At 59.6% G+C, this 25,367-nt stretch carries 25 protein-coding genes; 17 read left to right on the top strand and 8 right to left on the bottom strand.

Features of this window, described 5'->3' with window-relative positions; all coding sequences use genetic code 11:
* Positions 1–123 precede the first annotated feature (123 nt).
* The 6 genes from mscK to yaaA all read left to right on the top strand — a co-directional run bounded on the left by mscK (position 124) and on the right by yaaA (position 9,432).
* Positions 124–3,546, top strand: a complete 3,423-nt coding sequence (gene mscK / locus FHK95_RS01630) for a mechanosensitive channel MscK (protein ID WP_178114678.1) — start codon at positions 124–126, stop codon at positions 3,544–3,546.
* 88 nt (positions 3,547–3,634) lie between these two features.
* Positions 3,635–4,201, top strand: a complete 567-nt coding sequence (gene efpL, locus FHK95_RS01635) for an elongation factor P-like protein EfpL (protein ID WP_150302834.1) — start codon at positions 3,635–3,637, stop codon at positions 4,199–4,201.
* A 33-nt stretch (positions 4,202–4,234) separates the two neighbouring features.
* A complete protein-coding gene (locus tag FHK95_RS01640; protein ID WP_150302835.1) occupies positions 4,235–4,897 on the top strand; it encodes an alpha/beta hydrolase in 663 nt (220 codons plus the stop codon).
* Between the two features lie 135 nt (positions 4,898–5,032).
* Positions 5,033–6,565, top strand: a complete 1,533-nt coding sequence (rhlB, locus tag FHK95_RS01645; protein ID WP_150302836.1) for an ATP-dependent RNA helicase RhlB — start codon at positions 5,033–5,035, stop codon at positions 6,563–6,565.
* A 552-nt stretch (positions 6,566–7,117) separates the two neighbouring features.
* Positions 7,118–8,500, top strand: coding sequence for a PhoH family protein (locus tag FHK95_RS01650; protein ID WP_150302837.1), 1,383 nt, complete (start codon positions 7,118–7,120; stop codon positions 8,498–8,500).
* Between the two features lie 155 nt (positions 8,501–8,655).
* Entirely contained in the window at positions 8,656–9,432 is a 777-nt protein-coding gene (gene yaaA, locus FHK95_RS01655; protein WP_150302838.1) for a peroxide stress protein YaaA, read from the top strand.
* A gap of 58 nt (positions 9,433–9,490) precedes the next feature.
* Here yaaA and FHK95_RS01660 read toward each other — a convergent pair whose 3' ends face one another.
* Both FHK95_RS01660 and FHK95_RS01665 read right to left on the bottom strand, forming a co-directional pair.
* Entirely contained in the window at positions 9,491–10,378 is an 888-nt protein-coding gene (locus FHK95_RS01660) for an alpha/beta fold hydrolase (protein ID WP_150302839.1), read from the bottom strand.
* Positions 10,375–11,148 carry a class II aldolase/adducin family protein gene (locus FHK95_RS01665; protein ID WP_150302840.1) on the bottom strand — a complete coding sequence of 258 codons (774 nt, stop codon included), beginning with the start codon at positions 11,146–11,148 and terminating at the stop codon, positions 10,375–10,377. The genes FHK95_RS01660 and FHK95_RS01665 overlap by 4 nt, the downstream gene beginning before the upstream one ends.
* 89 nt (positions 11,149–11,237) lie before the next feature.
* Between FHK95_RS01665 and FHK95_RS01670 the strand changes: the two genes are divergently transcribed.
* Positions 11,238–11,996 (top strand): Crp/Fnr family transcriptional regulator, encoded by a 759-nt coding sequence (locus tag FHK95_RS01670; protein ID WP_150302841.1) that lies wholly within the window; start codon positions 11,238–11,240, stop codon positions 11,994–11,996.
* Between the two features lie 6 nt (positions 11,997–12,002).
* Here FHK95_RS01670 and FHK95_RS01675 read toward each other — a convergent pair whose 3' ends face one another.
* Positions 12,003–12,458 (bottom strand): flavodoxin domain-containing protein, encoded by a 456-nt coding sequence (locus FHK95_RS01675; RefSeq protein WP_150302842.1) that lies wholly within the window; start codon positions 12,456–12,458, stop codon positions 12,003–12,005.
* 157 nt (positions 12,459–12,615) lie between these two features.
* Between FHK95_RS01675 and folM the strand changes: the two genes are divergently transcribed.
* From folM to FHK95_RS01705, 6 genes are all read left to right on the top strand, one after another.
* A complete protein-coding gene (gene folM / locus FHK95_RS01680; RefSeq protein WP_150302843.1) occupies positions 12,616–13,314 on the top strand; it encodes a dihydromonapterin reductase in 699 nt (232 codons plus the stop codon).
* Positions 13,315–13,332: 18 nt separating this feature from the next.
* On the top strand, positions 13,333–13,890 hold the full coding sequence (gene folE / locus FHK95_RS01685) for a GTP cyclohydrolase I FolE (RefSeq protein ID WP_150302844.1): 558 nt from the start codon (positions 13,333–13,335) through the stop codon (positions 13,888–13,890).
* 4 nt (positions 13,891–13,894) lie between these two features.
* Positions 13,895–14,269 (top strand): dihydroneopterin triphosphate 2'-epimerase, encoded by a 375-nt coding sequence (folX, locus tag FHK95_RS01690; protein WP_150302845.1) that lies wholly within the window; start codon positions 13,895–13,897, stop codon positions 14,267–14,269.
* Positions 14,270–14,393: 124 nt separating this feature from the next.
* Positions 14,394–14,693: a DUF1244 domain-containing protein gene (locus tag FHK95_RS01695; RefSeq protein WP_150302846.1), complete on the top strand. Its 300-nt coding sequence runs from the start codon at positions 14,394–14,396 to the stop codon at positions 14,691–14,693.
* A complete protein-coding gene (locus tag FHK95_RS01700) occupies positions 14,690–15,025 on the top strand; it encodes a HopJ type III effector protein (protein WP_150302847.1) in 336 nt (111 codons plus the stop codon). The genes FHK95_RS01695 and FHK95_RS01700 overlap by 4 nt, the downstream gene beginning before the upstream one ends.
* Before the next feature lie 23 nt (positions 15,026–15,048).
* Entirely contained in the window at positions 15,049–15,546 is a 498-nt protein-coding gene (locus tag FHK95_RS01705) for an RDD family protein (protein ID WP_150302848.1), read from the top strand.
* Positions 15,547–15,584: 38 nt separating this feature from the next.
* Here the strand turns inward: FHK95_RS01705 and FHK95_RS01710 are convergent, their stop codons facing one another.
* The gene (locus FHK95_RS01710; protein WP_150302849.1) at positions 15,585–16,328 is read right to left on the bottom strand and encodes a Mut7-C RNAse domain-containing protein; all 744 of its coding nucleotides are present in this window, start codon (positions 16,326–16,328) and stop codon (positions 15,585–15,587) included.
* 198 nt (positions 16,329–16,526) lie between these two features.
* On the opposite strand from FHK95_RS01710, the gene FHK95_RS01715 reads away from it, so the two are divergent.
* The 3 genes from FHK95_RS01715 (at position 16,527) to FHK95_RS01725 (ending at position 19,710) form a co-directional block, all read left to right on the top strand.
* A complete protein-coding gene (locus tag FHK95_RS01715; protein ID WP_150302850.1) occupies positions 16,527–17,489 on the top strand; it encodes a ribonuclease Z in 963 nt (320 codons plus the stop codon).
* A gap of 171 nt (positions 17,490–17,660) precedes the next feature.
* Positions 17,661–19,022 carry an MFS transporter gene (locus tag FHK95_RS01720; protein WP_150302851.1) on the top strand — a complete coding sequence of 454 codons (1,362 nt, stop codon included), beginning with the start codon at positions 17,661–17,663 and terminating at the stop codon, positions 19,020–19,022.
* 136 nt (positions 19,023–19,158) lie between these two features.
* A complete protein-coding gene (locus tag FHK95_RS01725; RefSeq protein WP_150302852.1) occupies positions 19,159–19,710 on the top strand; it encodes a peroxiredoxin in 552 nt (183 codons plus the stop codon).
* An 87-nt stretch (positions 19,711–19,797) separates the two neighbouring features.
* Here FHK95_RS01725 and FHK95_RS01730 read toward each other — a convergent pair whose 3' ends face one another.
* The 4 genes from FHK95_RS01730 to lptF all read right to left on the bottom strand — a co-directional run bounded on the left by FHK95_RS01730 (position 19,798) and on the right by lptF (position 23,712).
* Positions 19,798–20,154 (bottom strand): hypothetical protein, encoded by a 357-nt coding sequence (locus FHK95_RS01730; protein WP_150302853.1) that lies wholly within the window; start codon positions 20,152–20,154, stop codon positions 19,798–19,800.
* A gap of 207 nt (positions 20,155–20,361) precedes the next feature.
* Positions 20,362–21,243 carry a poly(ethylene terephthalate) hydrolase family protein gene (locus FHK95_RS01735; RefSeq protein WP_150302854.1) on the bottom strand — a complete coding sequence of 294 codons (882 nt, stop codon included), beginning with the start codon at positions 21,241–21,243 and terminating at the stop codon, positions 20,362–20,364.
* A gap of 314 nt (positions 21,244–21,557) precedes the next feature.
* On the bottom strand, positions 21,558–22,619 hold the full coding sequence (gene lptG / locus FHK95_RS01740; RefSeq protein WP_150302855.1) for an LPS export ABC transporter permease LptG: 1,062 nt from the start codon (positions 22,617–22,619) through the stop codon (positions 21,558–21,560).
* On the bottom strand, positions 22,606–23,712 hold the full coding sequence (gene lptF, locus FHK95_RS01745; RefSeq protein WP_150302856.1) for an LPS export ABC transporter permease LptF: 1,107 nt from the start codon (positions 23,710–23,712) through the stop codon (positions 22,606–22,608). Before lptF ends, lptG begins: the two co-directional genes overlap by 14 nt.
* Positions 23,713–23,866: 154 nt before the next feature.
* On the opposite strand from lptF, the gene FHK95_RS01750 reads away from it, so the two are divergent.
* Positions 23,867–25,360: a leucyl aminopeptidase gene (locus FHK95_RS01750; RefSeq protein WP_150302857.1), complete on the top strand. Its 1,494-nt coding sequence runs from the start codon at positions 23,867–23,869 to the stop codon at positions 25,358–25,360.
* Positions 25,361–25,367: the final 7 nt, after the last annotated feature.

The raw sequence follows: 25,367 nt of genomic DNA on the forward strand, positions 1-25,367 counted from the left end.
TGAACAGACCGCCCTCCCGGCGGTCTGTTTACATTCGCTATTACACCCGTCATCGCGACACTTCCCATGAACTACCCGCAGGATTACTCTGCGCCAGCAACTTCTACTGTGGAAATTTCTTTCATGTCCCGGCTTTTCTCGCTCCCCGTCGGCCTGCTGCTGGCTCTCCTGGTTATGTTCATCGCTCCCCTGCACGCGCAGGAGGAACCCACGGCGGCGATCGAATCCGTGCGCGCTGACATTCAGGGCCTGGATGAAGCGTCCTTTTCAGAACCAGACAAAGTCGAGCTCAGGGAGATCTTTCAGCAGACCCTGACGCATCTGCAACGGACCGAAAAGTTGATTGAGCAACTGGCCGAACTCCAGACGCAGAAGGAAGAGGCACCCGCGCGCACTCGAAGTGCGAAGCAGGAACTGGAACAGATTGAGGACGAAGATCTCGACAAGATGCGCGCCAGCTTCGAAGGTCAGGAGCTGGGAGAGCTGGAAAGGTCTCTAGGCGAAAAGGTCGCGCGCATGTTCAATGCGCAGAATGAACTGACTGCCATCAATAGCGAACTGATTGCCGCGCAAACCCGCCCGGAGCGCACACAGGCCAGCGTCGCGAAGAACCAGACCCGCGAAAATGAACTCAACGATCAGATCCGCGCACTACAACGTCAAAGTGAAACGCCGATAACCCATGCCCGCCTCCGTCTGCTGCGCGCCGAACAACAGAGCCTGCAATATTCCAGTGATCTGCTGCGCCAGCGTCTCTCGGCGAACAATATTCTCCAGGACCTGGCGACCCAGCAACGTGACCTGTTGGCCCAGCAGATCAGCAGCTTCGAGGTCGAGATTCAGGTCCTGCAGGATGTAATCAACGAGAAACGCCGCAGCCAGTCCGAGCAGACAGTTACCGAAGCCACCGAACAAGCCTTGCAGGCCAGCAACCATCAGCTACTCAGTGATCAGGGTGCGATCAACCGGCAGCTCAGTGAAGAGCTATTGCGCGCCACCACCCAGGTCGGTGAGCTGACCCGCAAGGGCATCCAGACCAAGCAACAGGTCGACAGTCTCGGCCAGATCGAGAGTGCCCTTGAACAGCAGATCGACGTGCTTGAAGGCAGCGTATTGCTGTCACGCATTCTGCATCAGCAAAAGCAGGCCTTGCCCAGCGTCCGCTATGACACCACGCTGGCTGACCAGATCGCCGATCTGCGACTACGCCAGTTCGAACTCAACCAGCTGCGTGACGAAATCGTTAATCCCACCGCCTACCGTGATCGCCTGATCGACCGCCTGCCGGAGGAGCAACGTGAAGAGCTGCGTGACGAATTCGAGAGCCTGGTGAGCAGCCGGATCAGTCTGGTCGACAAGCTGAGCGACAACATCAACACCCTGCTGAGTCTGGCGATCAGCGTGCAGATCAACCAGCGGCAGGTCGAAAAACTCAGTGAGGACCTGGAGCGGCGGATTGACGATCAACTGTTCTGGGTCGCCAGCAACCGTCCGGTCGACCGCGCCTGGCTGTTGGACCTGCCGCGCAAGATGACCGAGCAATGGAAGATAATCGATCCGCTGGTGCATGTTAAAAAGCTGGGCAACATACTGCTCGACAATGTCGGCTGGTTGATCCTGCTGGCACTGCTGCTGGGTTTCTATAACTGGCGTCTGCCAGCCCTGCGCGAACAGCTGCGCAGCCTGCATGAGGATGTCGGGCATTTCCGGCGCGACAGCGTGCACCACACGCCCCGCGCGTTGATGCTGACGGCATTGACTATTATCCCGGTTCCGATGGTGCTGATTTCCCTGGGCCTGCTATTGAGTCTGGGTGAGGAGCCGGCGATGCCTGCCCTCGGTCAGGGGCTCAGTGAACTGGCCCTGGCCTGGTTCATCATTCATTTGTTGTACCGCGTATTCGATCCGCAGGGCATAGCCACTCGACATTTCCGCTGGGACCCCGCCCAGGTGTCACGCCTGCGCCGTCTCACGCGCCGGGCCGCATGGATTCTGTTGCCACTGGTGTTGGTGGTCGCAGTAGGCGAGATTCTCCCCGAACAGATTGGCGACGATGTCATGGGTCGGCTGTTCATGTTCCTGGGCATGCTCGGACTGGCCTGGCTACTGGGCCGGATGATGCAGCGCAGCGATCCGATCTATGATTCGCGCGTACTGCATCTGCTGGCTGCACTGATCCTGACGCTGGCGCCCCTGGCGCTGGCCGGCCTGGTGGCCTGGGGCTACAACTACACGGCAATCATACTGTCGGACCGGTTCATCACCACGCTGTATCTGATCACCATATGGATGCTGTTCGAGGGCACCGTGGTGCGCAACCTGAACGTCGCCGGGCGTCGCCTCGCCTACCAGCGCGCGCTGGGCAAGCGCCAGGCCGCCGAACACCAGGAACAGCTGGACCATCCGGAGCCGGAAGCCACCATCGACGTTCCCGAGATGGACATCCAGCAGATCAACCAGCAATCGCTGCGCCTGGCCCGGCTCGGTCTAACCATCATCTTCAGCGTGCTGGTGTATTTCACCTGGTCGGATCTGATCAGTGCCGCCTCCTACCTGGAATCGGTAACCATGTGGGAGTACAACGCCGGCAGCGCGGACAATCCTCAGCTAGACGCCATCAGCGCCGGCGACCTGCTCGGCGCGCTGACCATCGTCGCGCTGACCTTCACCCTGGGTCGCAACCTGCCCGGCCTGCTGGAAATGCTGGTGCTGTCGCGCATAGAGTTGCGCCAGGGCAGCAGCTACGCCATCACCACCTTGCTCAGTTACACCATCGTCAGCCTGGGTATTTTTCTTTCGCTATCAGCGCTTGGCGTCAGCTGGAACAAATTGCAGTGGCTGGTCGCGGCGCTGGGTGTGGGGCTGGGCTTTGGTTTGCAGGAGATCTTCGCCAACTTCGTATCCGGTCTGATCATTCTGTTTGAACGCCCGGTGCGCATCGGCGATGTGGTGACCATCGGCCCGCTATCCGGCACGGTGAACAAGATACGGATTCGGGCGACAACCATTACCGATTTCGACCGTAAGGAAATCATCGTTCCCAACAAGACCTTCGTCACCGAGCAGCTGATCAACTGGTCGCTGGACGACACCATCACCCGCGTGTCGCTGAAGCTGGGTATTGCCCATGGCGCCGATCTGGCCAAGACCAAGGAATTGCTGATGCAGATTGCCGATGACAATCCACGGGTGCTGAAGGATCCCGAACCCATGGTGCTGTTTCTGAATTTTGGCGATCACCGGCTCGAACACGAGCTGCGCATCCATGTGCGCGAGCTGATGGACCGCAACTTCGCCATCGATGAGATCAACCGGGAAGTCGATCGCCAGTTCCGTGAACACGGCATTGTCATCGCCTACCGTCAGCTCGACGTCAATCTGCGCAACAGCGAGGGCCTGGAACGGCTGATCAACAGCAGGGTGCTGCCGGCCGGACCCGCGCAGGCATCCAGCGGGGAAGCGCCGACTGCCACCGCGCACGAAATGCCAGACCCTGAGCCCGAAAAGCAGTTGCTAGCGTATCAGCGCGGGCCGGACGGCGCCTGAGGGCGCGGGCCGGCTGCTTCCAGATACGCTTGCAGCAGCAGGCTCCCCCGCTGCAGAATACCGGCTGCATCAATCATGAGTCAGCCCCATGCCCAGAGCGTCCGAGTTAAAAAAAGGTCAGATCGTACAGATCAATGGCCAGCCCTACATCGTCTCCACTATTGACGTAAAGAGCCCGTCTTCACGCAGCGGCACCACGCTGTACAAGATTCGCTTCAATCACGTGCAGACCAAACAGAAACTCGATCAGAGTCTGACTGGCGATGACATGCTCGCCGCCATCGATTTCCAGAAACGCGCCATTCAGCTCCTGTATCAGGACGCTGACGGCTACACCTTCATGGATAACGAGGATTTCAGCCAGTACACCCTCAGCCCTGACCAGATCGATGAACAGATTCCCTATCTGGCTGAAGGCATTCAGGGCCTGTTCGGGCTGATCGTTGAAGGCAACATGGTCGGCGTCGAACTGCCTGCGGTGGTGGAAATGCCCATCGAAGAAACGCCCCCGGCGATCAAGGGGGCTTCAGCCAGCGCACGTTCCAAGACTGCGCGCTTCGCGACCGGACTGGAAATCCAGATCCCGGAATACCTGGCCACTGGCGAAGTCGTCCGTATCAATACCGACACTGGAAAATTCATGTCACGGGCCTGAACAGGCCAGACACTGAACGAAAGGAGCACGACCATGAGCCAATCCCCATTGATCCTTGATCCACCTGGCCCGGCAGACGCCTGTGTAATCTGGCTGCATGGTCTGGGCGCCGACCGCTACGATTTTGTGCCGGTAGTGGAAGCCCTGCGGCTGCCGCCTGGGCACGGCATCAGGTTCATCTTTCCCCAGGCTCCGACCCGGCCGGTGACGATCAACAACGGTTTTCCGATGCCCTGCTGGTTCGACATTCTTGGGCTGTCACCCGCGCGGATCATCAATAACCAACAGATGGATGAATCAGTGCGCACTGTGCTCGAGCTGGTCCAACAGCAATGCGAGCAGGGCATCGCCATCGAACGCATCATCCTTGCCGGCTTTTCCCAGGGCGGTGCGGTGGCATTGCACGCCGCCCTTGAAAGCCGTCTGCCGTTTGGCGGTCTGATGGCGCTGTCTACCTATGGTCCGACACTGGATGTTTTGCTACAGGATGCGTCAGCCGAGCCAAGGCTGGACATCTTTTTTGCCCACGGCCGTTACGACGACATTCTGCCCACGCCGCTCGGCCGTGACGCCCATGACCGCCTTGCAGCCCTCGGCCATACTACCCATTGGCACGATTACGACATGTCGCACGAGGTATGCCCGGAAGAAATCGTGCACATCCGCAGCTGGCTGACACAGCGCCTAGGGCTCTGAGACGGGCTCCATTGGTTGAAATAAAAGCCAGACTTTTAGCGGGCGCCCATTGACAAGGCGACCAAGGCTTCGCTAAGCGTCGGGCTTGCTTTACACTGGCCAATTATTATCCACACGCCAGATCGAGAGACGCCTGTGCTCAAAGCACTAAAGAAGTTGTTCAAACCCGGAGAGACGCCCGCGCCGCATGTCGAGTCGGCCAACGCAACGCCCCAAGCCGCACCGGTAACCAACCAGACCTCTGCGCCCGCGAGTACCGAGCCGTCCACGCCGCCCCGGTCCAAGCCCAAGCGTAGCGCTGCGCCACGTGCTCCTCGTCAGTCTCCGCCCGCCGAAGCCAAGCCCTGGTCGCTTGCAGACTTCGCTGTGGAGCCGATGGAAGGCAAGACGCGTTTTCATGATTTCCCGCTGCCCGACTGCTTGATGCGCGCCATCAACGAGCAGGGTTTCAGCTACTGCACGCCGATTCAGGCTGAGGTGCTGGGCAATACGCTCAAGGGCCATGACGCCATCGGCCGCGCGCAAACCGGCACCGGCAAGACCGCGGCGTTTCTCATCTCGACTATCACCCAGCTGCTGGAAACACCTCCACCAGATGAGCGCTTCATGGGCGAGCCGCGGGCGCTGATCATTGCGCCGACCCGCGAGCTGGTCATGCAGATCGCCAATGACGCCGTGGGCCTGACCAAACACTGCTCGCTGAACGTCATGGGCTTTGTCGGCGGCATGGATTTCGAAAAGCAGATCCGTCAGCTGGAAAACACCTATTGCGACATTCTGGTTGCCACGCCGGGACGCTTGCTGGACTTCTGCAACCGCGGCGAAGTCCATCTGGACCTGGTCGAAGTGCTGATACTGGACGAAGCCGATCGCATGCTCGATATGGGCTTCATCCCCCAGGTACGCCAAATCATCCGCCAGACCCCACGCAAGGGTGACCGGCAGACGCTGCTGTTCTCCGCCACCTTCAGCGACGACGTGATGAACCTGGCTCAGCAGTGGACCGATAATCCGGCGGTGGTCGAGATTGAACCCGAACGCCCCGCCTCGGAGAACATCACCCAGAAGGTCTACGCCGTCAGCGGCAAGGACAAGTACACCCTGCTCTACAACCTGGTCACCCAGCTGGAGCTGGAGCGGGTCATGGTATTTGCCAACCGCAAGGATGAGGTGCGCCGCATTCAGGAACGGCTGGTCCGTGATGGCGTCGATGCCGCCCAGCTGTCCGGCGATGTGCCGCAGCACAAGCGGGTCCGCACGCTGGACAACTTCCGCGATGGCAAACTACGGGTGCTGGTGGCCACTGATGTCGCGGGCCGCGGGATTCATATCGACGGCATCAGCCATGTGATCAATTACACGCTGCCGGATGATGCAGAGGATTATGTGCACCGCATCGGCCGTACCGGCCGCGCTGGCGCCAAGGGGACTTCGATCAGCTTTGCCGGCGAGGATGATGCATTCCAGGTGCCACCGATTGAAGAAATGCTCGGCAGCAAACTGGAATGTCTGCCGCCTGAAGAGATATATCTGAAACCCGTTCCGCGCCGCAACCAGACCACCGAGGAAAAGGCTGCCAGCGATGCCAATGAAGCGGCACAAGGCGCCGCCGCTGCGGCCAATCGCAAGCGTTCGAGGCCTTCTGGGGATAGGCAGCGTCGGCGTTGAGACAAAGACAAGGCGTCCTGCGGACGCCGATCGCGGCGAGTCGCCCCTCTCACAGGTTACTCCGAGCACTGGCAATGAAACTNTCACAGGTTACTCCGAGCACTGGCAATGAAACTGTGTGATTGTTCGGAGTCCAGGCACTAAACCCCTGGGAAGCGCGATCACGCCGAACCGTAGCGGCGGTCGCCCCCTTCCAAAAAAGGTCGTAGCGACTTCGGAGTAATTCGTGGGAGGCGCGACCCGCGGCGATCTGGCCGATAGGCCAGCCGATTTAGAGCAAATCACCACCCAAACCCGACCTGGCCCACCAATATAGCGCGCTAACGCAGCCGCTGAAAATCGCCGTCTGTCAATTTGCCCGTTTATTTCACAAACATCACTCAGGTGCTTGTGAATGTCATCTTTCCTGCGCTATACACAAATTAACCGACCGGAAGCCTGACGGTGATCCCATGATACTGACAGGCCTCCCAGAGTCGGCCCTACGGACTGCCAGGCGTAGAGTTAACGTCTGATACAGCCACGTATATTCGGCCTGCGAGGTGATGGCATATGGAAGCGTCCGGACGAACCCGACACTCCTACTACGTCCTTGATACCAACGTCCTGATACACGACCCAAACGCGCTACTCAACTTTGAAGAACACCACGTCATCATCCCGATGACCGTTCTGGAAGAACTCGACAAACTCAAGTCTGGCAAGACCAGCACAGCAGCAGATTGTCGCCAGGCCATACGCCAGATAGATCACACACTGGCAGACTCTCCCCCCGACCTGGTTGAACAAGGCGTTCCCATCCAACGCGGCAAACTCGGCAACATCGGCACCCTCGCAATACTCATGGACAAGGCACCCATCCCCTCCCACTGCCTGCCCAATGACATCAACGACAACAAGATCATCAACCAGCTGTGCCAACTCCAGCAGCGCCACCCTGACAACCGCATCGTGCTGGTATCCAAGGACATTAACATGCGGCTCAAGGCGCGTGCATGTGGAATCGACGCGGAGGACTATCAGACCGATCAGTTGCTCGACGACATCTCCTTGCTCGCCCGGGGATACCATGAGCTTGAAGGCTCGTTCTGGGATGGCGTGACCAAGGTCGAAACCCAGCAACGCCTGGGCAAGACGATGCACCAAGTAGAACTCAGCGCGCCGATTCCCGGGCTGCACATCAACGACTTCATCGTTGATGGCCAGGGTTTTGTCGGCTGGGTCAGATCCCGCGAGGGCGGGCGCGTGATGCTGCAGGACCTGCATCAGGAACCGCTGCTGCATCAGGAAGCCTGGGGCCTGCGCCCGCGTGATGTATTCCAGTCGCTGGCGCTGTTCGCCTTGCTCGATCCGGACATTCACCTGGTCAACCTGACCGGGGCGGCAGGCTCGGGTAAAACCATCCTGGCCCTGGCGGCTGCCATCGAGCAGACCATGGTCAGCAAGACCTATCGGCGCATCATCGCCACCCGCAGCACCCAGGGGCTCGACGAGGACATCGGCTTCCTGCCGGGTACCGAGCGGGAGAAAATGGAGCCCTGGCTGGGCGCTATTACCGACAACCTTGAAGCCCTGCATATGGACGATGAATGCACCCATGGCAGCGTGGATTACATCCTCGACCGGGTGCCCCTGCAGTTCAAATCGCTGAACTACATCCGGGGTCGCAGCTTCCAGCAGAGTCTCATCATGATCGATGAGAGCCAGAACCTCACCCCGCACCAGATCAAGACCATCATCACCCGCGCCGGCGCCGGCTCCAAAGTGGTTTGCCTCGGCAACCTGGCGCAGATCGACACACCTTACCTGAACGCCACCAGTTCAGGGCTCACCTACCTGACCGAGTGCTTCAAGGACTTCCCCCACGGCGTGCACATCCACCTGCAGGGTGTACCGCGCTCGATATTGGCGGAATATGCCGAGACGCATCTCTGATCGGAACCACGACTGCAAGTGCCGGGACTTCCCGGCCACTTGCAGTTGGGCGCCAGCTTCAAACTTAATAGCCCAGACCTATTAACCCCATAAGCCCTGATCACCTCCTTCTTGCGGCATAATAGCCAGCACTATGCGACTAGGAGCTGTCTGTCATGCTGATGGTGATTTCCCCCGCCAAGACCCTGGATTACGAAACCCCGCCCGCGGCCGAGCGCCACACACTGCCGCGGTATCTGGAGCACAGCAACGAGCTGATTGAAATCCTGCAGGACAAGTCCGTGCAGGACATCGCCGAGCTGATGAAACTGTCTGACAAGCTGGCCGCGCTGAACGTCGCCCGCTATGGCAGCTGGGCCGAGAAATTCACTGCGAAAAACAGCAAGCAGGCGCTTCTCGCCTTCAAAGGCGACGTATATACCGGACTCGCAGCCGAGGACTTCAGCAAAGCAGATTTCGAGTTTGCCCAAAAGCATCTGCGCATGCTCTCAGGCCTTTATGGTCTGCTGCGTCCGCTCGATCGGATGCAGCCCTATCGGCTGGAAATGGGCACCAAGCTGTCCAATTCGCGGGGCAAGGATCTGTACGCCTTCTGGGGCGAGCGCATCAGCGAATGGTTGAACAAGGATCTGGCCGAACAGGGCGACGACGTGCTATTGAATCTGGCGTCCCAGGAGTATTTCGGCGCGGTAAAACCCAAAGCGCTGAATGCCCGGGTGATCGATACCGTGTTCAAGGATCGCAAGAACGGCGAGTACAAGATCATCAGTTTCTACGCGAAAAAAGCCCGCGGCCTGATGGCCCGCTATGTGATCAAGGAACGTCTGACCGATCCGGAAGGCCTGAAGGATTTCGGTCTGGATGGATACCGCTTCAATTCCGCCAGCTCATCGCCAAACAAGCTGGTATTTCTGCGCGAAGAGCAGCGTTAACTAAAATGAAAACGCGCCGCACGTTCGCGGCGCGTACCGGCACCCTTCTAACGGTTGCTCAAGCGGCTTCAGCCGGTGCCGAACGAAACGCCAGATATGCCGCCAGCACCTGCTCCGGCGCTTCGACCTGTGGATAGTGGCCGATGCCGTCCAGCAGCACGGTATCGGCCCGCGCGATCACCTCACGGTAGCGGGCAACCATATGCGCCCCCGAAACAGGATCCACCGCACCGTCTATGACGCGCATCGGTACCTGGGTCTGTTGCATGGCTGCGACCCAGCGCTCGCGGTGCACCTTGCGCTCAGACATATAGCGAATCAGCCGGTGCATCACTGCCGGCCCGTCGTTGTGGACGATCATCTCCCAGAACCCATCAAGCTCCTGCTCGGACGGCTGGGTATCCGGACCGAATACGCGTCCGAAATTCTGCTTCAGCTTGTTGCGGCTGAAGCCTTTGCTTATCAGAAACCCCAGCGGACTCATCAGCAGTGTTTGCAGCAGCACCGGACGGTGGGTTTCCGGGAACAACCCCCCGTTGAGAAAACACAGGCTGGCCAGGAACGGCGGTCCTGCCCCGTCCCGCGACAGCAATTCCTGCGCCACGCTGTCGCCGTAATCATGCGCCAGCACGTGGTAGCGCTCGATACCGAGATGCGCCATCAATGCCTGTTGCAGCTCGGCCTGCTGGATCAGGCTATAGCGGTGACCGCGCGGCTTGGCGGAAAAACCGAAGCCGAGCATGTCACAGGCAATCACCCGGTAACGTTGGGCGAGCGGGCGCCACAGGTATTGCCAATCCCAGGAGCCGGAGGGAAATCCGTGAATCAACAGCAGCGGCTCGCCCTCCCCCGCCGCCCAATAGCGGATCTGATGGCCGTCGAAATCGAAGATCTGGGCTTGCTCGACCCAGCTGTCCAGATCGATGCCCTCGACCGAATGGCTCAAACATCAAATCCCGGGTTAACCCGCTGGATCTTGCGCAGCAACGCCGGCCAGGCGATACCACTGCCGGCGCCGCGGGTAACCTTGCGCATGCTTTCCACGGCGCCGTCGAGAATGGTCTGGGAAATGGTGGTCAGTTCACTGCCGCCAGCCTGCGCTGCGACCTGAATTTCACAGCAGCGCTGCAGGGTGTACATGGTCAGGAAGGCATCGGAAATACTGCGACCACAGGTCAGCAGGCCGTGATTACGCAGCACCAGGTTATTGGCGCGGCCGAGGTGAGCCTGCAGTCTGCTCTTCTCGTCCTCGTTCAACGCGACGCCTTCGTAATCGTGATACGCCAGGCTGCACAGCACGAACAGCGCCTGCTGCGAGATCGGCAGAATCCCGTCCTTCTGGCAGGATACGCCCACGCCTTCCGGGGTATGCGTATGCATCACGCAACCGGCTTCATGACGTACTTCATGCACCGCGCTATGGATGGTGAAACCGGCGGGGTTGATCTCGAACGGCGACTCCATCAGCTTGTTGCCCTGCAGATCGATCTTCACCAGGCTCGAGGCAGTTATCTCCTCGAACATCAGCCCGTACGGGTTGATCAGGAAATGCTCAGTGCCGGGTATCTTCGCCGAAACGTGGGTGAACACCACATCATCCCAGCCATACATGGCAATCAGGCGGTAACAGGCCGCCAGGTCTACCCGCGCTTGCCATTCTTCCGCGCTGACCTGCGCCTTCACATCAAGATTCTCAAGGGACTGGATTGCGTTCATGGATGTGTTCCTCTTGTTCACAGAAGCCGGGCGCCAAATGGCGTCTTGCGGCATACTCGCGATTATTCACAGTAGCAGGAGTCTAGAGAGTGGCAGCTAAAAGGACTGTCAAGCAGAAGACAGTGTCCAGCGGCGAGACAGGCCGATATGCAGGTTTGATACAGCGTAATCGCTGGCTGCGCGAGCTGCCGGCCGATTGTCTCGAGGATATGCTCAGCCTGGCGCGCGTGCGAGCCCTGGGCGACGGCGAGCGCCTGCATGCCAAGGATGATCCGCCCGACGGGCTGTACGGCGTGATCTCTGGCGCGGTGAGAATCAGCAATACCGGCGCCGATGGCCGTGAAGCGCTGCTGACCGTACTCAGCCCCGGAAGCTGGTTTGGCGAGATCTCATTGTTCGATGGCCTGCCAAGAACCCACGACGCCCATGCCAGCGGCGCCACCGAACTGCTGATGATTCCGCGCCAGGGCTTTCACCAGCTGCTTGAGCGGCGCCCGGAGTTGTATCCGCACTTCATGCGCCTGCTCTGCCGGCGACTGCGCCTGTCCTTTTCCATGCTGGAGGACAGCGCGTTATTGCCCTTGCCGTCACGGCTGGCCAAACGGTTGCTGACGCACGCGCATGCCTATGGCGAGACCCGCAGTGAAGAAGCACGGCCGTCGATCCAGCTCTCCCAGGAAGCACTGGGATTGATGCTCAACAGTTCGCGCCAGAGCATCAACAGGTTGCTCAAGCGCCTGGAGCAGGCCGGTTGGCTGCAAATCAATTATGGTGAGATCGTCATTCTCGATGAGCCAGCGCTGACCCGTCTGGCCGTTGGCAGCGCCACGCTGGAAGAGGCTGAATAGCGCCTGTCAGGCGCTTTTCAGTTGCTTGATGAACGCATCCAGCCAGGGCAAGGCATCGGTTTCCGGTGTGACGGTCTCGCTGGCATCCAGCTCCAGCATCGCGATCGCTTCGCGGCCCTGCAATTCCTGCAACAATTCCCTGACCTGCTGACCACCCTGACAGAACGTATCGCCATAACCCGCGTCGCCCAGCGCAATCACACCGAAGGGAACGCCGGTCAGCAGCGGAAAGCGATCCTGCATCTCCAGATAAAAAGGCATCAGGGTCTCTGGGACTTCGCCCATGCCAGTCGTCGAGCATACCACCAGCAGGGCATCCACCGACGCGCCCAGCAGCGCATCGACCGTTGGCTGCTTGATGCGGGTAACCTGCAGCCCGGCCGCCTCACAGTGCGTGGCCGCTTCGTCGGCAACCAGATCAGCCGTGCCGAAAACCGAACCGCTTATTATCCCCAGATGCATTGTTCCCCCTGCCATTGTTTGGAAAACGCGCATTATGCCGTAAATACTATGCTCGGTCGCACCGGCCCTCTGCGGCACAAGGCATGTTAATATCCCCGGCCGAGCGTAACGACCGTTACACCAGCAACGTAAGCGATGCACCGCAGGGAGAAAGGCGATGAGCAACAGGCCGACTGTTGTCATTACAGGGGGCGCCCAACGGGTAGGTCTGCATTGCGCGCGGCGTCTGGTTGACGACGGTTACGATGTCATTATCACCTGTCGCCAACTGCGCCCCGAATGGGCAACAGCGCCGCTGCAGGGTATTGACGTGATCCAGGCCGACTTCTCCACGCGCGCCGGCATTCAGGCTCTGATCGGTGAGCTGACGGACCGTCAGCTTCGGCTGCGGGCCTTGATTCACAATGCCTCGCTATGGCTCGACGACGGCGAGCCCGATGCTTTCGAGCAGATGTTCATGGTGCACATGCAGGCGCCTTATATGCTCAATGAAGCCTGCGCCGATCTGTTCGATCCCGGCAAGGCTGCCGATATCATCCACATTACCGATGATGTCGTGCGCCGCGGCAGCGCCAAGCACACCGGTTACTGCGCCAGCAAGGCAGGGCTCGAATCCTTGACGCTATCCTTCGCTGCGCGCCTGGCTCCGAATATCAAGGTCAATTCGATCGCCCCAGCGCTGATCATGTTCAACCAGCGGGACGATGCCAACTACCGCGCCAAAGCGCTGAGCAAGTCCGCTCTGGGTATCGAGCCCGGCCCCGACGTGGTGTATCAGTCCATCCGCTATCTGATGGATTCACCCTATACAACTGGTACCTGCCTGCAGCTCAATGGCGGCAGGCACCTCAAATGATTGCATGAGAGCACCCCGATGAGCCTGGAAAAACTGACCCAGAATTACCACGAAATCCTCACCAACCTCGGTGAAGACCCCCTGCGCGGCGGACTGCAAGGCACGCCCCAGCGTGCAGCCAAGGCAATGCAGTTTCTCTGCCGTGGCTATGAGCAGTCGCTGGAGGAAATCGTCAACGGCGCCTTGTTCGAGTCCGACAATGACGAGATGGTCATCGTCAAGGACATCGAGCTGTACTCGATGTGCGAGCATCATATGCTGCCCTTCATCGGCAAGGCGCACGTCGCCTACATGCCCACCGGCAAGGTCATCGGCCTTTCCAAGGTAGCGCGTATCGTCGACATGTATGCGCGCCGGCTGCAGATCCAGGAAAACCTCACCCGGGAAATCGCCGACGCCATGCAGAGTGTCACCCATGCCGCCGGCGTGGCAGTGGTGATCGAAGCCAAGCACATGTGCATGATGATGCGCGGCGTGGAGAAGCAGAATTCCTCGATGCATACGTCCGTCATGCTCGGGTCGTTCCGCACGTCCGGCTCGACCCGGCAGGAATTCCTGCAACTGATCGCAAGGTAGGATTATGCATACGCTGACTCCCGGATTGGCACGCATCCGTATCAAGGACCTGCGCTTGCGCACCTTTATCGGCATCAACGACGACGAGGTGCGCAACCGGCAGGACGTGGTGATCAACGTCACCATCCTCTACCCGGCCATGGGCGCGGTGCAGGTCAACGAGATTGACCATGCGCTGAACTACCGCACCGTCACCAAAGCGCTGATCAGCCACGTCGAAGAAAACCGCTTCGCCCTGCTGGAACGACTGACCCAGGAGCTGCTGGACATAGTCATGCGGTACCCGCAGGTACGGTATGCCGAGGTAGAGGTGGACAAGCCGCATGCGCTACGCTTTGCCGAGTCGGTTTCCATCACTCTCAGTGCCGGCAGGGAATAAACAGCCAGGATGGCGCAGGCGCTGAATCAGCTCCTGAACACGAAGCGCTGGCAAGCGATTGCTGGCCGGTTCTTCCCTCAGTATTATCCGAGCAAGCACGCCCTGACCCATCCGGAGTAGAACCATGACGAAGCAAGAGCGCCTCGAAGTAGAAGCCGCAGCCTTCCGTAATCTGGTGAGCCATCTGAACAGCCGCAAGGATGTACAGAATATCGATCTGATGAACCTGGCCGGGTTCTGCCGCAACTGCCTGGCCAAGTGGTACAAGAACGCCGCAGACGACATGGATATTGCCGTCACTCCGGACGAAGCCCGCGTAGCCATCTACGGTATGCCCTATGCGGAGTGGAAAGCCAAATATCAGAAGGACGCCACGCCTGCCCAGCAGGCCGCATTCGACCAGTCAAAGCAGGATAAGGCATGACTCCAGCAGGTTTTCTGGCGCAGCTCGGTACGCCGCAACATCAGTTTGTCGATACCCTCGCATTCATCGATGAGCATTACGAATACCAACCCAGCGCATTCGATAACGGGTCTGTGCATAACAGCGCCGAGCAGAATCAGGGCTCCTGCAAGGTGTTGGCGATGGCACTGGATCTGGGCCTGACGGACGAGCAGGCCCTGCAGTGCTTCGCCGAACATTATCGATCCGTACTGGCCGACCCCGACGGTGACAGCCATGCCAATATTCGCGCCTTGATGCAACAGGGTCTCGCCGGCGTGTCCTTCGAGCGCCAGCCATTGAGCCGGCGTTGAACGTAACCGTAACCGGAGCCCGCATGGCGGCCAAGCAGTTGATACCTGCCGGAGATTTTCCGGCGCCCGGCCTGATTCGTCGCCTTGCCAGCGCCTTCTATGATTTTCTGCTGAGCCTGGCGATGATCATGGTGCTGACGCTGGCCTATCAGCAAGGGATACTGCGCCAGATATACGGTGCGCAGACCCTGCAGGGCATGTCTGAATCCGGCGCGCTCGATCAGGACCCGATCCTCAGCCTGATCATGCTGCTGAGTCTGCTGGCCTTCTTTGGCCTGTTCTGGACGCTGAGTGGCCAGACCCTCGGCATGCAGGTATGGCGATTGCGCGTGCAACAGCCAGGCGGGCTTGCGATTACCTGGAAGCAGGCGGTGATCCGCTTTCTGGTCGCCATTCCAGCCTGGCTGTGCGGCGGCCTGGGTGTGTTGTGGGCACTCTGGGATCGTGAGGGACGCACCTGGCAGGATATCGCCTCAGGCACTCGCGTCGTACTGCTGCCCAAGCCCGTAAAAAAACCCTGAAGCTATGCGTTGCCCGCCTCTCCAGGAGCGGCAACCGCTCACTTTGCTGCCGATAACGCATCCAGCACCTGGCGCATGGCGCGCCAATGCGTACCCTCCCAGAACACCCGTTCGCACTGGTCGCAGGTAAAGAAGAGTTCGTGGCGCGCCTGCACACGGGCAGGTACCCGTTCGCGTACCTGCTGTTTTGGAATTCCGCGCAGCGGCAGGTTGCAATCCATGCACAACCTGAAAGGCTGCGCTGCAGCTGCCAGATCGAACCGTTCATACAGCTCCCGCAACTGGGCTGCCGGCTTGAGCGTATGAACAAAGCAGCCATGGACGACTGCCTGTCGCTTGAGCAGCTCGCGATCACGGGTCAGCACGATGCGCTGCTCGGCCTGGGCCAACTCAACGATTGCTGCATCGGCGTAGTGATTGTCATACAGCGTGTCGAACCCGGCCATACGCAGCAGCCGGGCCAGTGCGCCAAGATGCGAGTCGGCCACAAACCGCGGTGGACCGGGTGGGCGAGGCGCAGTGGCACTGATGGCAGAGACATCCAGTGACTCGAACTTGGGGTACAGGGCTATTCGGTCGCCCTCGGCGATTAACCGGTCGAGCCCCGCTGGCGTATCGTTGGCAATCACCAGGGCAACTTCGGTATGTGGCACACCCAGCGCTTCAATCATGTGCTTGACGGTCGATCGCTCGGCGCAGCTGATATCGAATGCGCGCCCCCGCCGGTCACCCGGCAGAAAGCGGTCCAATTGGGCATAGAAGCGAAAGGTTGCACAGGTCATGGATCTACTATGGCAGCGTCAATTCACGCCTGCTTGCCCATCCGACGACTGCCGGTAGAGACTCAGCAGTCCAGCCAGTAGCGATACGCGGCATTGGGGCGCTACAGTGGCGCCAGCAACACTCATCTGCAGCACGTCATCTGATGTCGGCGAACCGAGCATTTGCGTTCGGAGCCGCTGCTGGAACGGGAGCCCCGCTTGGACCTGTTATTCCTCGGCACCTCATCCGGTACGCCAACCCGCTCACGTAATGTCAGTGGATTGGCGCTGACCGAAACCACCGGCAAGGGCTGGTACCTGATCGACTGCGGCGAGGCCACACAGCATCAGCTGCTGCGCACCCCGCTTTCTCTGCATGCCCTGCGCGGCATATTCATCACCCATGTGCATGGTGATCATTGCTTCGGCCTGCCAGGCTTGCTGGCCAGCGCCGGCATGTCGGGCCGGACCCGGCCGCTGGATATCATTGCCCCGGCAGGCATCAGCGAATGGATCGACGCCAGCCTGCGCTTCAGCCATAGCTACCTGTCCTTCGAACTGGTCTTCCATGCGAGCGAATCCCTGGGTGAATGGCGCAACAACACTCTGCGCGCCGAATCCATTGCCCTCTCCCATCGCGTGCCCAGCTACGGCTATCGCTTCACCGAAGCCAGGCCGGACCCGCAGCTCAATATCGACAAGCTCGATGCCCAGGGCATTCCGCGCGGTCCGCTATGGGGTCAGCTGGCGCGCGGTTTTGATGTTGAATATGAGGGCCGCACGCTCTACAGCGATGAGTATCTGATCTTCAACCGCACGCCCCGGCGCATCGTGGTGGGTGGCGACAACGACAAGCCCGAGCTATTGGCGCAGGCCTGCGAAGGCGCGCAAGTATTGGTGCATGAATCCACCTACACCCAGGCCATTGCCGAAAACGACCGTGCCAATTTCGGTCACAGCACCGCCGCCGCCGTGGCCGCCTTTGCCCAGCAAACCGGCATACCGCATCTGGTGCTGACGCATTTCAGCGCCCGCTATCAGGCCCACCCCGAACGCAGCCCATCCATTGACGACATTCGCAACGAGGCCGCCGCCACCTATTCGGGCAGTTTGTTTCTGGCAGAGGATTTTGCGCGGTATCGGTTGACCACAGATGGGAGGCTGGGGTTGGTGGAGAGGTGATGGTTCAGGTTGGAGGCTGGTTTTCGTAGGAGGTGCGCCCTCGCGGCGACGCTGTCCGCAGGACAGCAGGTCTGGTTTTCGAGCGAGCGCTACCCTTAACGCGGTTGATCAGTGAAAATAGCGCCTCATCGCGCCCTACGGCCTTTCCTCCACTCCAGATATAAGCAGCCCATGTCCGACGCCATCGCCACTGCCGATACCGTGCAAGCACCAGCCAATTCCCGTTCGCGGGTGCTGTTCGCCAGCTTGATCGGCACAACCATCGAATTCTATGACTTTTACGTGTACGCAACGGCTGCCGTTCTGGTCTTTCCGCATCTGTTTTTCCCATCAGGCAACGAGACGGCTGCACTGCTGGCGTCCTTCGCCATCTTTGGCGCCGCGATGATTGCACGTCCGCTTGGTGCGGTGTTCTTCGGGCACCTGGGTGACAAGGTCGGACGCAAAACCACGCTCATCTATGCCCTGCTGACCATGGGCATCGCCACCTTTCTGATCGGGCTGCTGCCGACCTACCACAGCATTGGCTGGCTTGCGCCGCTGGCGCTGGTCATCCTCCGTCTGGCGCAGGGTTTTGCCATTGGTGGCGAGTGGTCCGGCGCGGCGCTGGTCGCCACGGAAAACGCACCGGCGGGCAAACGCGCGTTGTTCGGTACTTTCCCGCAACTGGGCGCGCCCCTGGGCTTCATCATCGCTAACGGGCTGTTCCTGATCGTTGCAGCGATGCTGCCATCAGATGATCCATCGCGCCCATCCGAAGCTTTCCTCGATTGGGGCTGGCGGATTCCGTTCCTGTTTTCCGCGGTCATGGTGATCATCGGCTTGTGGATTCGCCTCAACCTGGTGGAAAGCACCACGTTTGCCAAGACGGTCTCCGCGGGCAAAGTCGTCAAGCTGCCACTCGGCGAAGTAGTCCGTAAAAACTGGCGCGAACTGGTTCTCGGCACCTTCTACATGCTCGCCACCTACGTACTCTTCTATCTGATGACGACCTTCTCCCTGAGCTATGGCCGCGCGCCGATTGACCCTGCACCCGGCCAGCTCTCCGGTCTTGGCTACAGCTATAACAACTTTGTGTTGATGCTGATCTTCGGCGTTGTGTTTTTCGGCATCTTCACCCTGCTGTCTGGCGTGTTGGCGGACCGTTGGGGCAGACGCAAGACGCTGATCTGCGTGACCCTGGCGATCATTCTGTTTGCTTTGCTATGGGTGCCGCTGCTGTCGATGGGCTTTGTCGGCGTGATGCTCTGGCTGGTACTGGGGTTCAGTCTGATGGGAATGACCTTCGGCCCGATGGGCGCCCTGCTTCCGGAGCTGTTTCCGACCAACGTGCGCTACACCGGTTCTGGCATTTCCTACAACGTATCGTCCATTCTCGGCGCCGCTGTCGCACCCTTCATCGCCGTGTGGCTATGGAGTGTGGGTGATGGCAGTCCGTTCCTGGTCGGGGTTTACCTCGCATCGATGGCCGCAATCACCCTGCTCGCACTGGTGATTGGCAAGGAAACCAGGAACATGGATATAAACAGGTAACAGTTGACCGTGGCCTGACGCCTGAACGCAGGCCTTGCCAGTGGCGCTTGTGCCCGTGCACAGCTATGGTTTATCGGTGCCTTCGCTCGTTCAGGTTGGCGAGTAAGCCAACCCGGATCGATAAGGAGAAAGTGACATGAACACATCAGTTAAAGCATTGCTGTTAGGGACTTGCCTGAGCTTGGCCGCTGCGACGGCGAGTGCATTGGAAGTGGGCGACATGGCGCCCGACTTCGAGCTGCCGGGAGCGGATGGCGAAACGTATCGCCTGGCCGACTATCGTGGCGAGCAAGCGGTGGTGCTGGCCTGGTTTCCGCGGGCCTTCACGTCCGGCTGCACCATCGAATGCAAATCCCTGGCAGAAAACGGCCATCTGATTCGCGAATACGACGTTACCTACTTCATGGCCAGTGTCGACCCCCTGGCAAAGAACAAGGAGTTTGCCGCAGAGACCGGTGCCGATTTTCCGTTGTTGAGTGACGAGGACAAATCAGTCGCCAAGGCGTATGACGTGCTGCACATGCTCGGCTATGCAAAACGGCATACCTTCTACATCGACCAGGATGGTCGGATTCTGAAGATCGATACCGACGTTGAGCCCGCCACCTCAGCCGAGGATATGGCGGCTACGCTGGGCGAGCTTGGCGTCGCGCGCCGGGATAGCAAGACCACTGCCAGCGCCCCCTAATTCAATCGTTCAGCAGCATGTACCCGATCCCCCTTGGGGTCGGGTAGCCGCTGGAGATCCGTGGATAAACATCTGAAAATCAAAATCTCAGTGATTCATTGCGCTCAGGTTGGAGCCGTCGCGGTTTACCGCTTCGCCTACCGCAAAACCATCGGCTGAAGAGGTTCGCACGCGGTTCAGGCTACCGTCCTCGGCCTGAATGACATAGAGCGTCTGGTCGAGCCCGGCGGCCTGCTGAGCCCCTTTGCCACCGAAGTAACCCAGGCCGCCACCCACCAGAGCGCCGATCGGACCGCCCACCGCGCCGCCGACCATAAAGCCGGTGAGCCCGCCGAATCCACCGCCCACCATACGATCTTCCTTCGCCTCTACTACCTGATCCGCCTGAACCAGGCTGCTCGATAACAACAGGATAGCGGCGACTGACACCATTGATTTTTTCATGAACAACTCTGAATGATTAATGTACGGAGTTACAGTCATTAACCGTGCCAATCCTAAATTTGATATGAATCAATTAATTAGATTGCAGAGGGTCATAGCGACCCCATCAAGACGGGTTCAATAAACCCAGCCATACGGTATTAACCACCACAAAAAAGGGCTGGCCGCGAAACGGCCAGCCCCTTTGGCATAAACCCAGGATTCAGATCACTCGATGCCCTTCTTTTGCACCTTCCATTCGCTGCTGGTGCAGAGCGTGCAATCCGGACCATAGAAGGTGCTTTCGGCATTCTTGTCGCCCATCAGCTGGTAGCGATACCAGGCGGTGGATGGCCCACGGAAACCGCCGCCGTTGAAGGCCGGCACAAAGTGGCTGGCGCCCTGCAACTCACCCCAGAACACCGGAACGTTGGCATTGCTGAATACCGGACGGCCGTTGGCTTCGGAACCCGCGAGGGTGTCAGCGCTGCCGGTCATCAGAAACATAGGACCGTTCTGGTTGGACTGCGACGCTCTGCGGTGCCCCAGACCCAGAACGAACGGCTGGAACGGTGCGGTCGCGGTAACGCGGCTGTCCTGACCGGCCATGATCGAGCCCCCTCCCCCCTGGGAGTGACCGGATGAACCGACAGCGTCCAGGTTCAGCTTGCCGGCATAGGGGCCGGAGCCGCGGCCGTTCTGCTCAACCAGATAATCCAGACAGGCGATCATTTCCTGGCCGGAGCCGGCGTTGGTGGTATTGGCTGCGGCGACCACGAAACCATGGCTGGCCCAGTGATTAAGCAGCGCGGAATAACCGCTTGGAGCGGTGCCCGTACCGTTACCCCAGAGGATGATCGGGTGTTTCAGATCATTCTCGCCCAGGGTACGTGGACGGTAGACAGTGCAAGAAGGTCCTTCAGACGCGCTGGTGGTCGCGAACGAGCCGGACGCTGCAAAGTTGCCCACTGACGGAAAGCCGGATTCGACGGGTTGATCACCGCCTGGGTTGCTTCCGTTCCCGGGATTGCCTGGGTTGAACGCGTAGGCGCCAGCGGCCAATACGAGACCGAGTGTCAGGGTGCTGAGTTTCAATAGGGGTGAGTGCATTGTCGTCTCTGTGTTGGGGTTTCTGAATTGAGCTCAATGGTCAGAACCAACAACAGCGCTCATGGCGGGGCAGAAAGTAGCGGATAACAGAGCCGGTTTATCTCACCCGATTGGGTAAATGATAACTGGTCATGCTTTATATCATATTGATATCAAATGAGTTTTTTGGCTGGCCAACCCGGCGCTGCCTGCTATTTGCAGACTGCACCTCACTTAACTTAAAACTCGGAAATTGTCGGCTGGCACAGATTTTCCCGTGGGAGGGCCGACCCGGCGCGATAGCGGATTCTCCTGCCACGAAGAACCCGCCAGCATCACCCCGCCCGACGAATCAGCACCACACCCATCAAGACCAACACAAGGATCGGCGATAACACCGCGATCAGCGGCGAAAAACCAAACACCAGGCTGGATGGCCCGAGCAGATCCTGCACGATGCGGAAGCTGAAACCCACCAGCACCCCGGTGAACACACGCTGACCGAGAGTGACCGACCGCAGCGGGCCGAAAATGAAGGATATCGCCACAAACACCAGCGCCGCAGTGGTCACCGGCTGGAACACCTTCTTCCAGAACGACAGCCAGTAAGCGCTGCTATCGAGCTCCTGTTCGGCCAAATATTGCTGATAGCGCCACAGCCCGCTGATCGGCAGTACGTCCGGATCAAGCAGCACCACCCGCAGCAGCTCATGGGACAGGCCCACATCCCAACGCTGCTGCTCCAGCGTATCGACCTCACTCAACCCCGTGTCCAGGAAACGCGTCAGCTTGACCTCTTCCAGGAGCCAATCCTCCTCGTGCACCGTTGCCCGGGCAGCAAAGCTGGACTCCTGCAATTCGCGGTCTTCATTGAAGCGGTAACGGGTAATGCCATACAGCTGGCCGTCAGGCTGCACGGCATTGATATGGATAAAATCGTTGCCTTCGCGATGCCACAAACCCTTGGACTTGATCGCCTCGCCACTGCCCACCGCAATAGCCCGGCGGCTTTCCGCCAAACTTTCAGTGTAGGGCGCGGCGTATTCGCCGAGCAGCACACCTGCCAGCATCACCACCGCCAGCGGTTTCATCACCGCACCGATGATGCGTGCAACCGATACTCCCGCAGCGCGCATGACGGTCAGCTCGGAGTTGCTGGCCAAGGTACCCAGCCCCACCAGACAGCCAACCAGTACCGCCACTGGCAACAGGTCATACAGCCGACGCGGCAGAGTGAGTACCACGTAGCCAAGCGCCTGGACAGCGCCGTAGCCGCCCTCCAGATCTTCCAGCTCACCGATGTAGGCAAACAGCACATCAAGACCCAGCACAATCAGCGATACCAGCACCACACTCGACAGCACCGAATTGCCGATATATCGATCAAGCCGCCGCATAATTGCGTCTCCTTGGAGTGCTGCGGGCGAACAGTGAGCGATAATTCAGCCCTACGCCGATTGCCAGGAACAGCACATGCACCCACCAGAGTCCGAGTATCGCGGGGACGCGCCCTGATTCCATCCAGCCACGTGCGCTGATCAGCAGCGCCAGATAGGACATGTACAGCAGTACCGCGGGCAGCAGTTTGAGGAAGCGCCCTTGCCGCGGATTGACCCGCGCCAGCGGTACCGCGAAGAAGGCCACAATGGGCACCAGAATCGGTAGAGCGATACGCCATTGCAGCTCGGCGCGCGTACGTAGATCAGGGTCGCCTATCAGCTGCCGAGTGGGGATTGCCTCACGATCGGTGATTTCGGTCACTACCTCGGGCTTGGGCAACAGCACGCCATAGGTCTCGTATTCGATCCGACGAAAATCCGCCTGACCCGGCGTGCCGTCATAGCGGTAGCCATCATTGAGCACCAGATAACGGCTGCCGTCCGGGTTCATCTGCTGTCGACCACCCTCCGCGATCAGCACGCCAATATTGGCATCCTCGCCAGAGCCGGATTTCTCGGCAATAAACACCTCTTGCAGCTCGGTGCGGTCGTCCGACAGACCACCAGCATAGGTCACCCGCTGCGCATCCTTGCCCACCGACTGGAATCGCCCAGCCGCCAGGGTATCGAATTCGGTCATCGCGTCCTGCTCATTGAACAGCTGCTGGGTCTTGACCACGCCTGCCGGCGCTACCCACAGGCTGAGCAAGCCAACCAGCAGCGCCACCAGCAATGCCGGCCCCTGGGTGTAGCCGAGAATCTTGCGGTCACTGATACCGGTGGCGGACAACACCGTCATCTCGCTTTCCAGATGCAGCCGCCCGTACGCCAGCAGAATGGCGAGAAACATGCCCAGCGGCACAATCAGCACCATGAAGCCGGGCAACCGGTAGGCCATGATGACAAACAGCACACCCGGATCCAGTTGTCCGGCCGCAGCCTGCGCAAGATATTTGATGAAACGCCCACTCATGATGATCAGCAACAGCACGCCGCTGACCGCGGTGAGCGTCATAAGGACCTCACGGCTTAAATAACGAAAGACAATCACAGTAACTTCCTTGGCTCCAGGGCTTTATGGGCACACGGGAATAGGCCAGAATGCAGGGAAAGCACACCTGGTTGCAACACACCACCCGCTTGGTCTCAGGCGGGTAAGGGCCTGCATTATCAGTCAAACAACACGATTTGTCTTGAGGAGCACCATGGAGTTCAACGTCAAGCACGGCACACTTGAAACAATAAAAACCGGTTGCGTCGTAGTAGCCATCAATGAGTCGGGCAAACTGGCCGGCGCGGCGGCGGAACTCGACCGGGCCTGCGGCGGCCAGATCAGCCTGGCGGTCAAGCACGGCGACATCAGTGGCAAGGCCGGCCAGACCTTGATGCTGTTCGGTCTCCCCGGTATCTCGGCCCAGCGCGTGCTGCTGGCAGGCTACGGTAAAGAAGACGAACTGAACGACCGCAGCTACCGCAAACTGGTACAAAAAGTCATGGCCGTGCTCAAGGACGGCGGCGCTACCGATGCCCTGTTTACCTTCGCTGCCCTGCCGGTCAAGCAGCGCGACCTCTACAGCCGCACCCGCCTGCTGGTCGAAACCGCGCGCGAGAGCCTGTATCAGTTCGACCAGTTCAAGAGCAAGAAGGCCACCAAGCCGCGCCTGAAGAAAGTCCTGATGTGGTCTGCGGACAAATCCGATGGCGATGCACTGAGCCGCGGCGTTGCCCATGGCCAGGCCATCAGCGACGGTACCGACCTGACCCGTACCCTGGGCAACCTGCCCGGCAACGTATGTACCCCGACCTTCCTGGCAAAAGAAGCCAAGGTCCTGGGCAAGCAACACCCCGAGCTCGATATCGAAATTCTCGACGAGAAGGACATGAAAGCGCTGGGCATGGGCTCGCTGCTGTCAGTCAGTGCCGGCAGCGCAGAACCCGCCAAGCTGATTCGCTTCAGCTACCAGGGCGGCAAGCCGAAGGACCAGCCCCACGTACTGGTCGGCAAGGGCATCACCTTCGATACCGGCGGCATCAGCCTCAAGCCCGGCAGCGGCATGGACGAGATGAAATACGACATGTGTGGCGCGGCCACGGTGTTTGGCGTGCTCAAGGCCGCTGTCAGCATGCGTCTGCCGATCAATATCGTCGGCCTGATTGCCGCCGCAGAGAACATGCCCAGTGGCACGGCTACCAAGCCCGGCGACATCGTCACCAGCATGTCCGGCCAGACCATCGAAGTGCTCAACACCGACGCCGAAGGCCGCTTGGTACTGTGCGATGCGCTGACCTACGCCGAACGCTTCAAACCCGCCAGCGTGGTGGACATCGCTACCCTGACCGGTGCCTGTATTGTCGCTCTTGGCAGCCACACCACCGGCTTGCTGGGCAATAACGACGAGCTGATCGGCAAATTGCTCGACGCCGGCAAGCAGTCCGACGATCGCGCCTGGCAACTGCCGCTGTTTGATGAATATCAGGAGCAGCTCGACAGCCCCTTCGCCGATATCGCCAACATCGGCGGGCCCAAGGCTGGCACCATCACCGCCGCCTGCTTCCTGTCGCGCTTCACCAAGGCCTACCCCTGGGCGCACCTGGACATCGCCGGCACGGCCTGGATCAGCGGCGGCAAGGAAAAAGGCGCAACCGGACGGCCGGTACCGTTATTGACCCAGTATCTGCTGAATCAGGCGCAGGTCTAAAAGCTGG

The sequence above is a fragment of the Pseudomonas saliphila genome (assembly GCF_008638345.1).
GTDB classification, from domain to species: domain Bacteria; phylum Pseudomonadota; class Gammaproteobacteria; order Pseudomonadales; family Pseudomonadaceae; genus Halopseudomonas; species Halopseudomonas saliphila.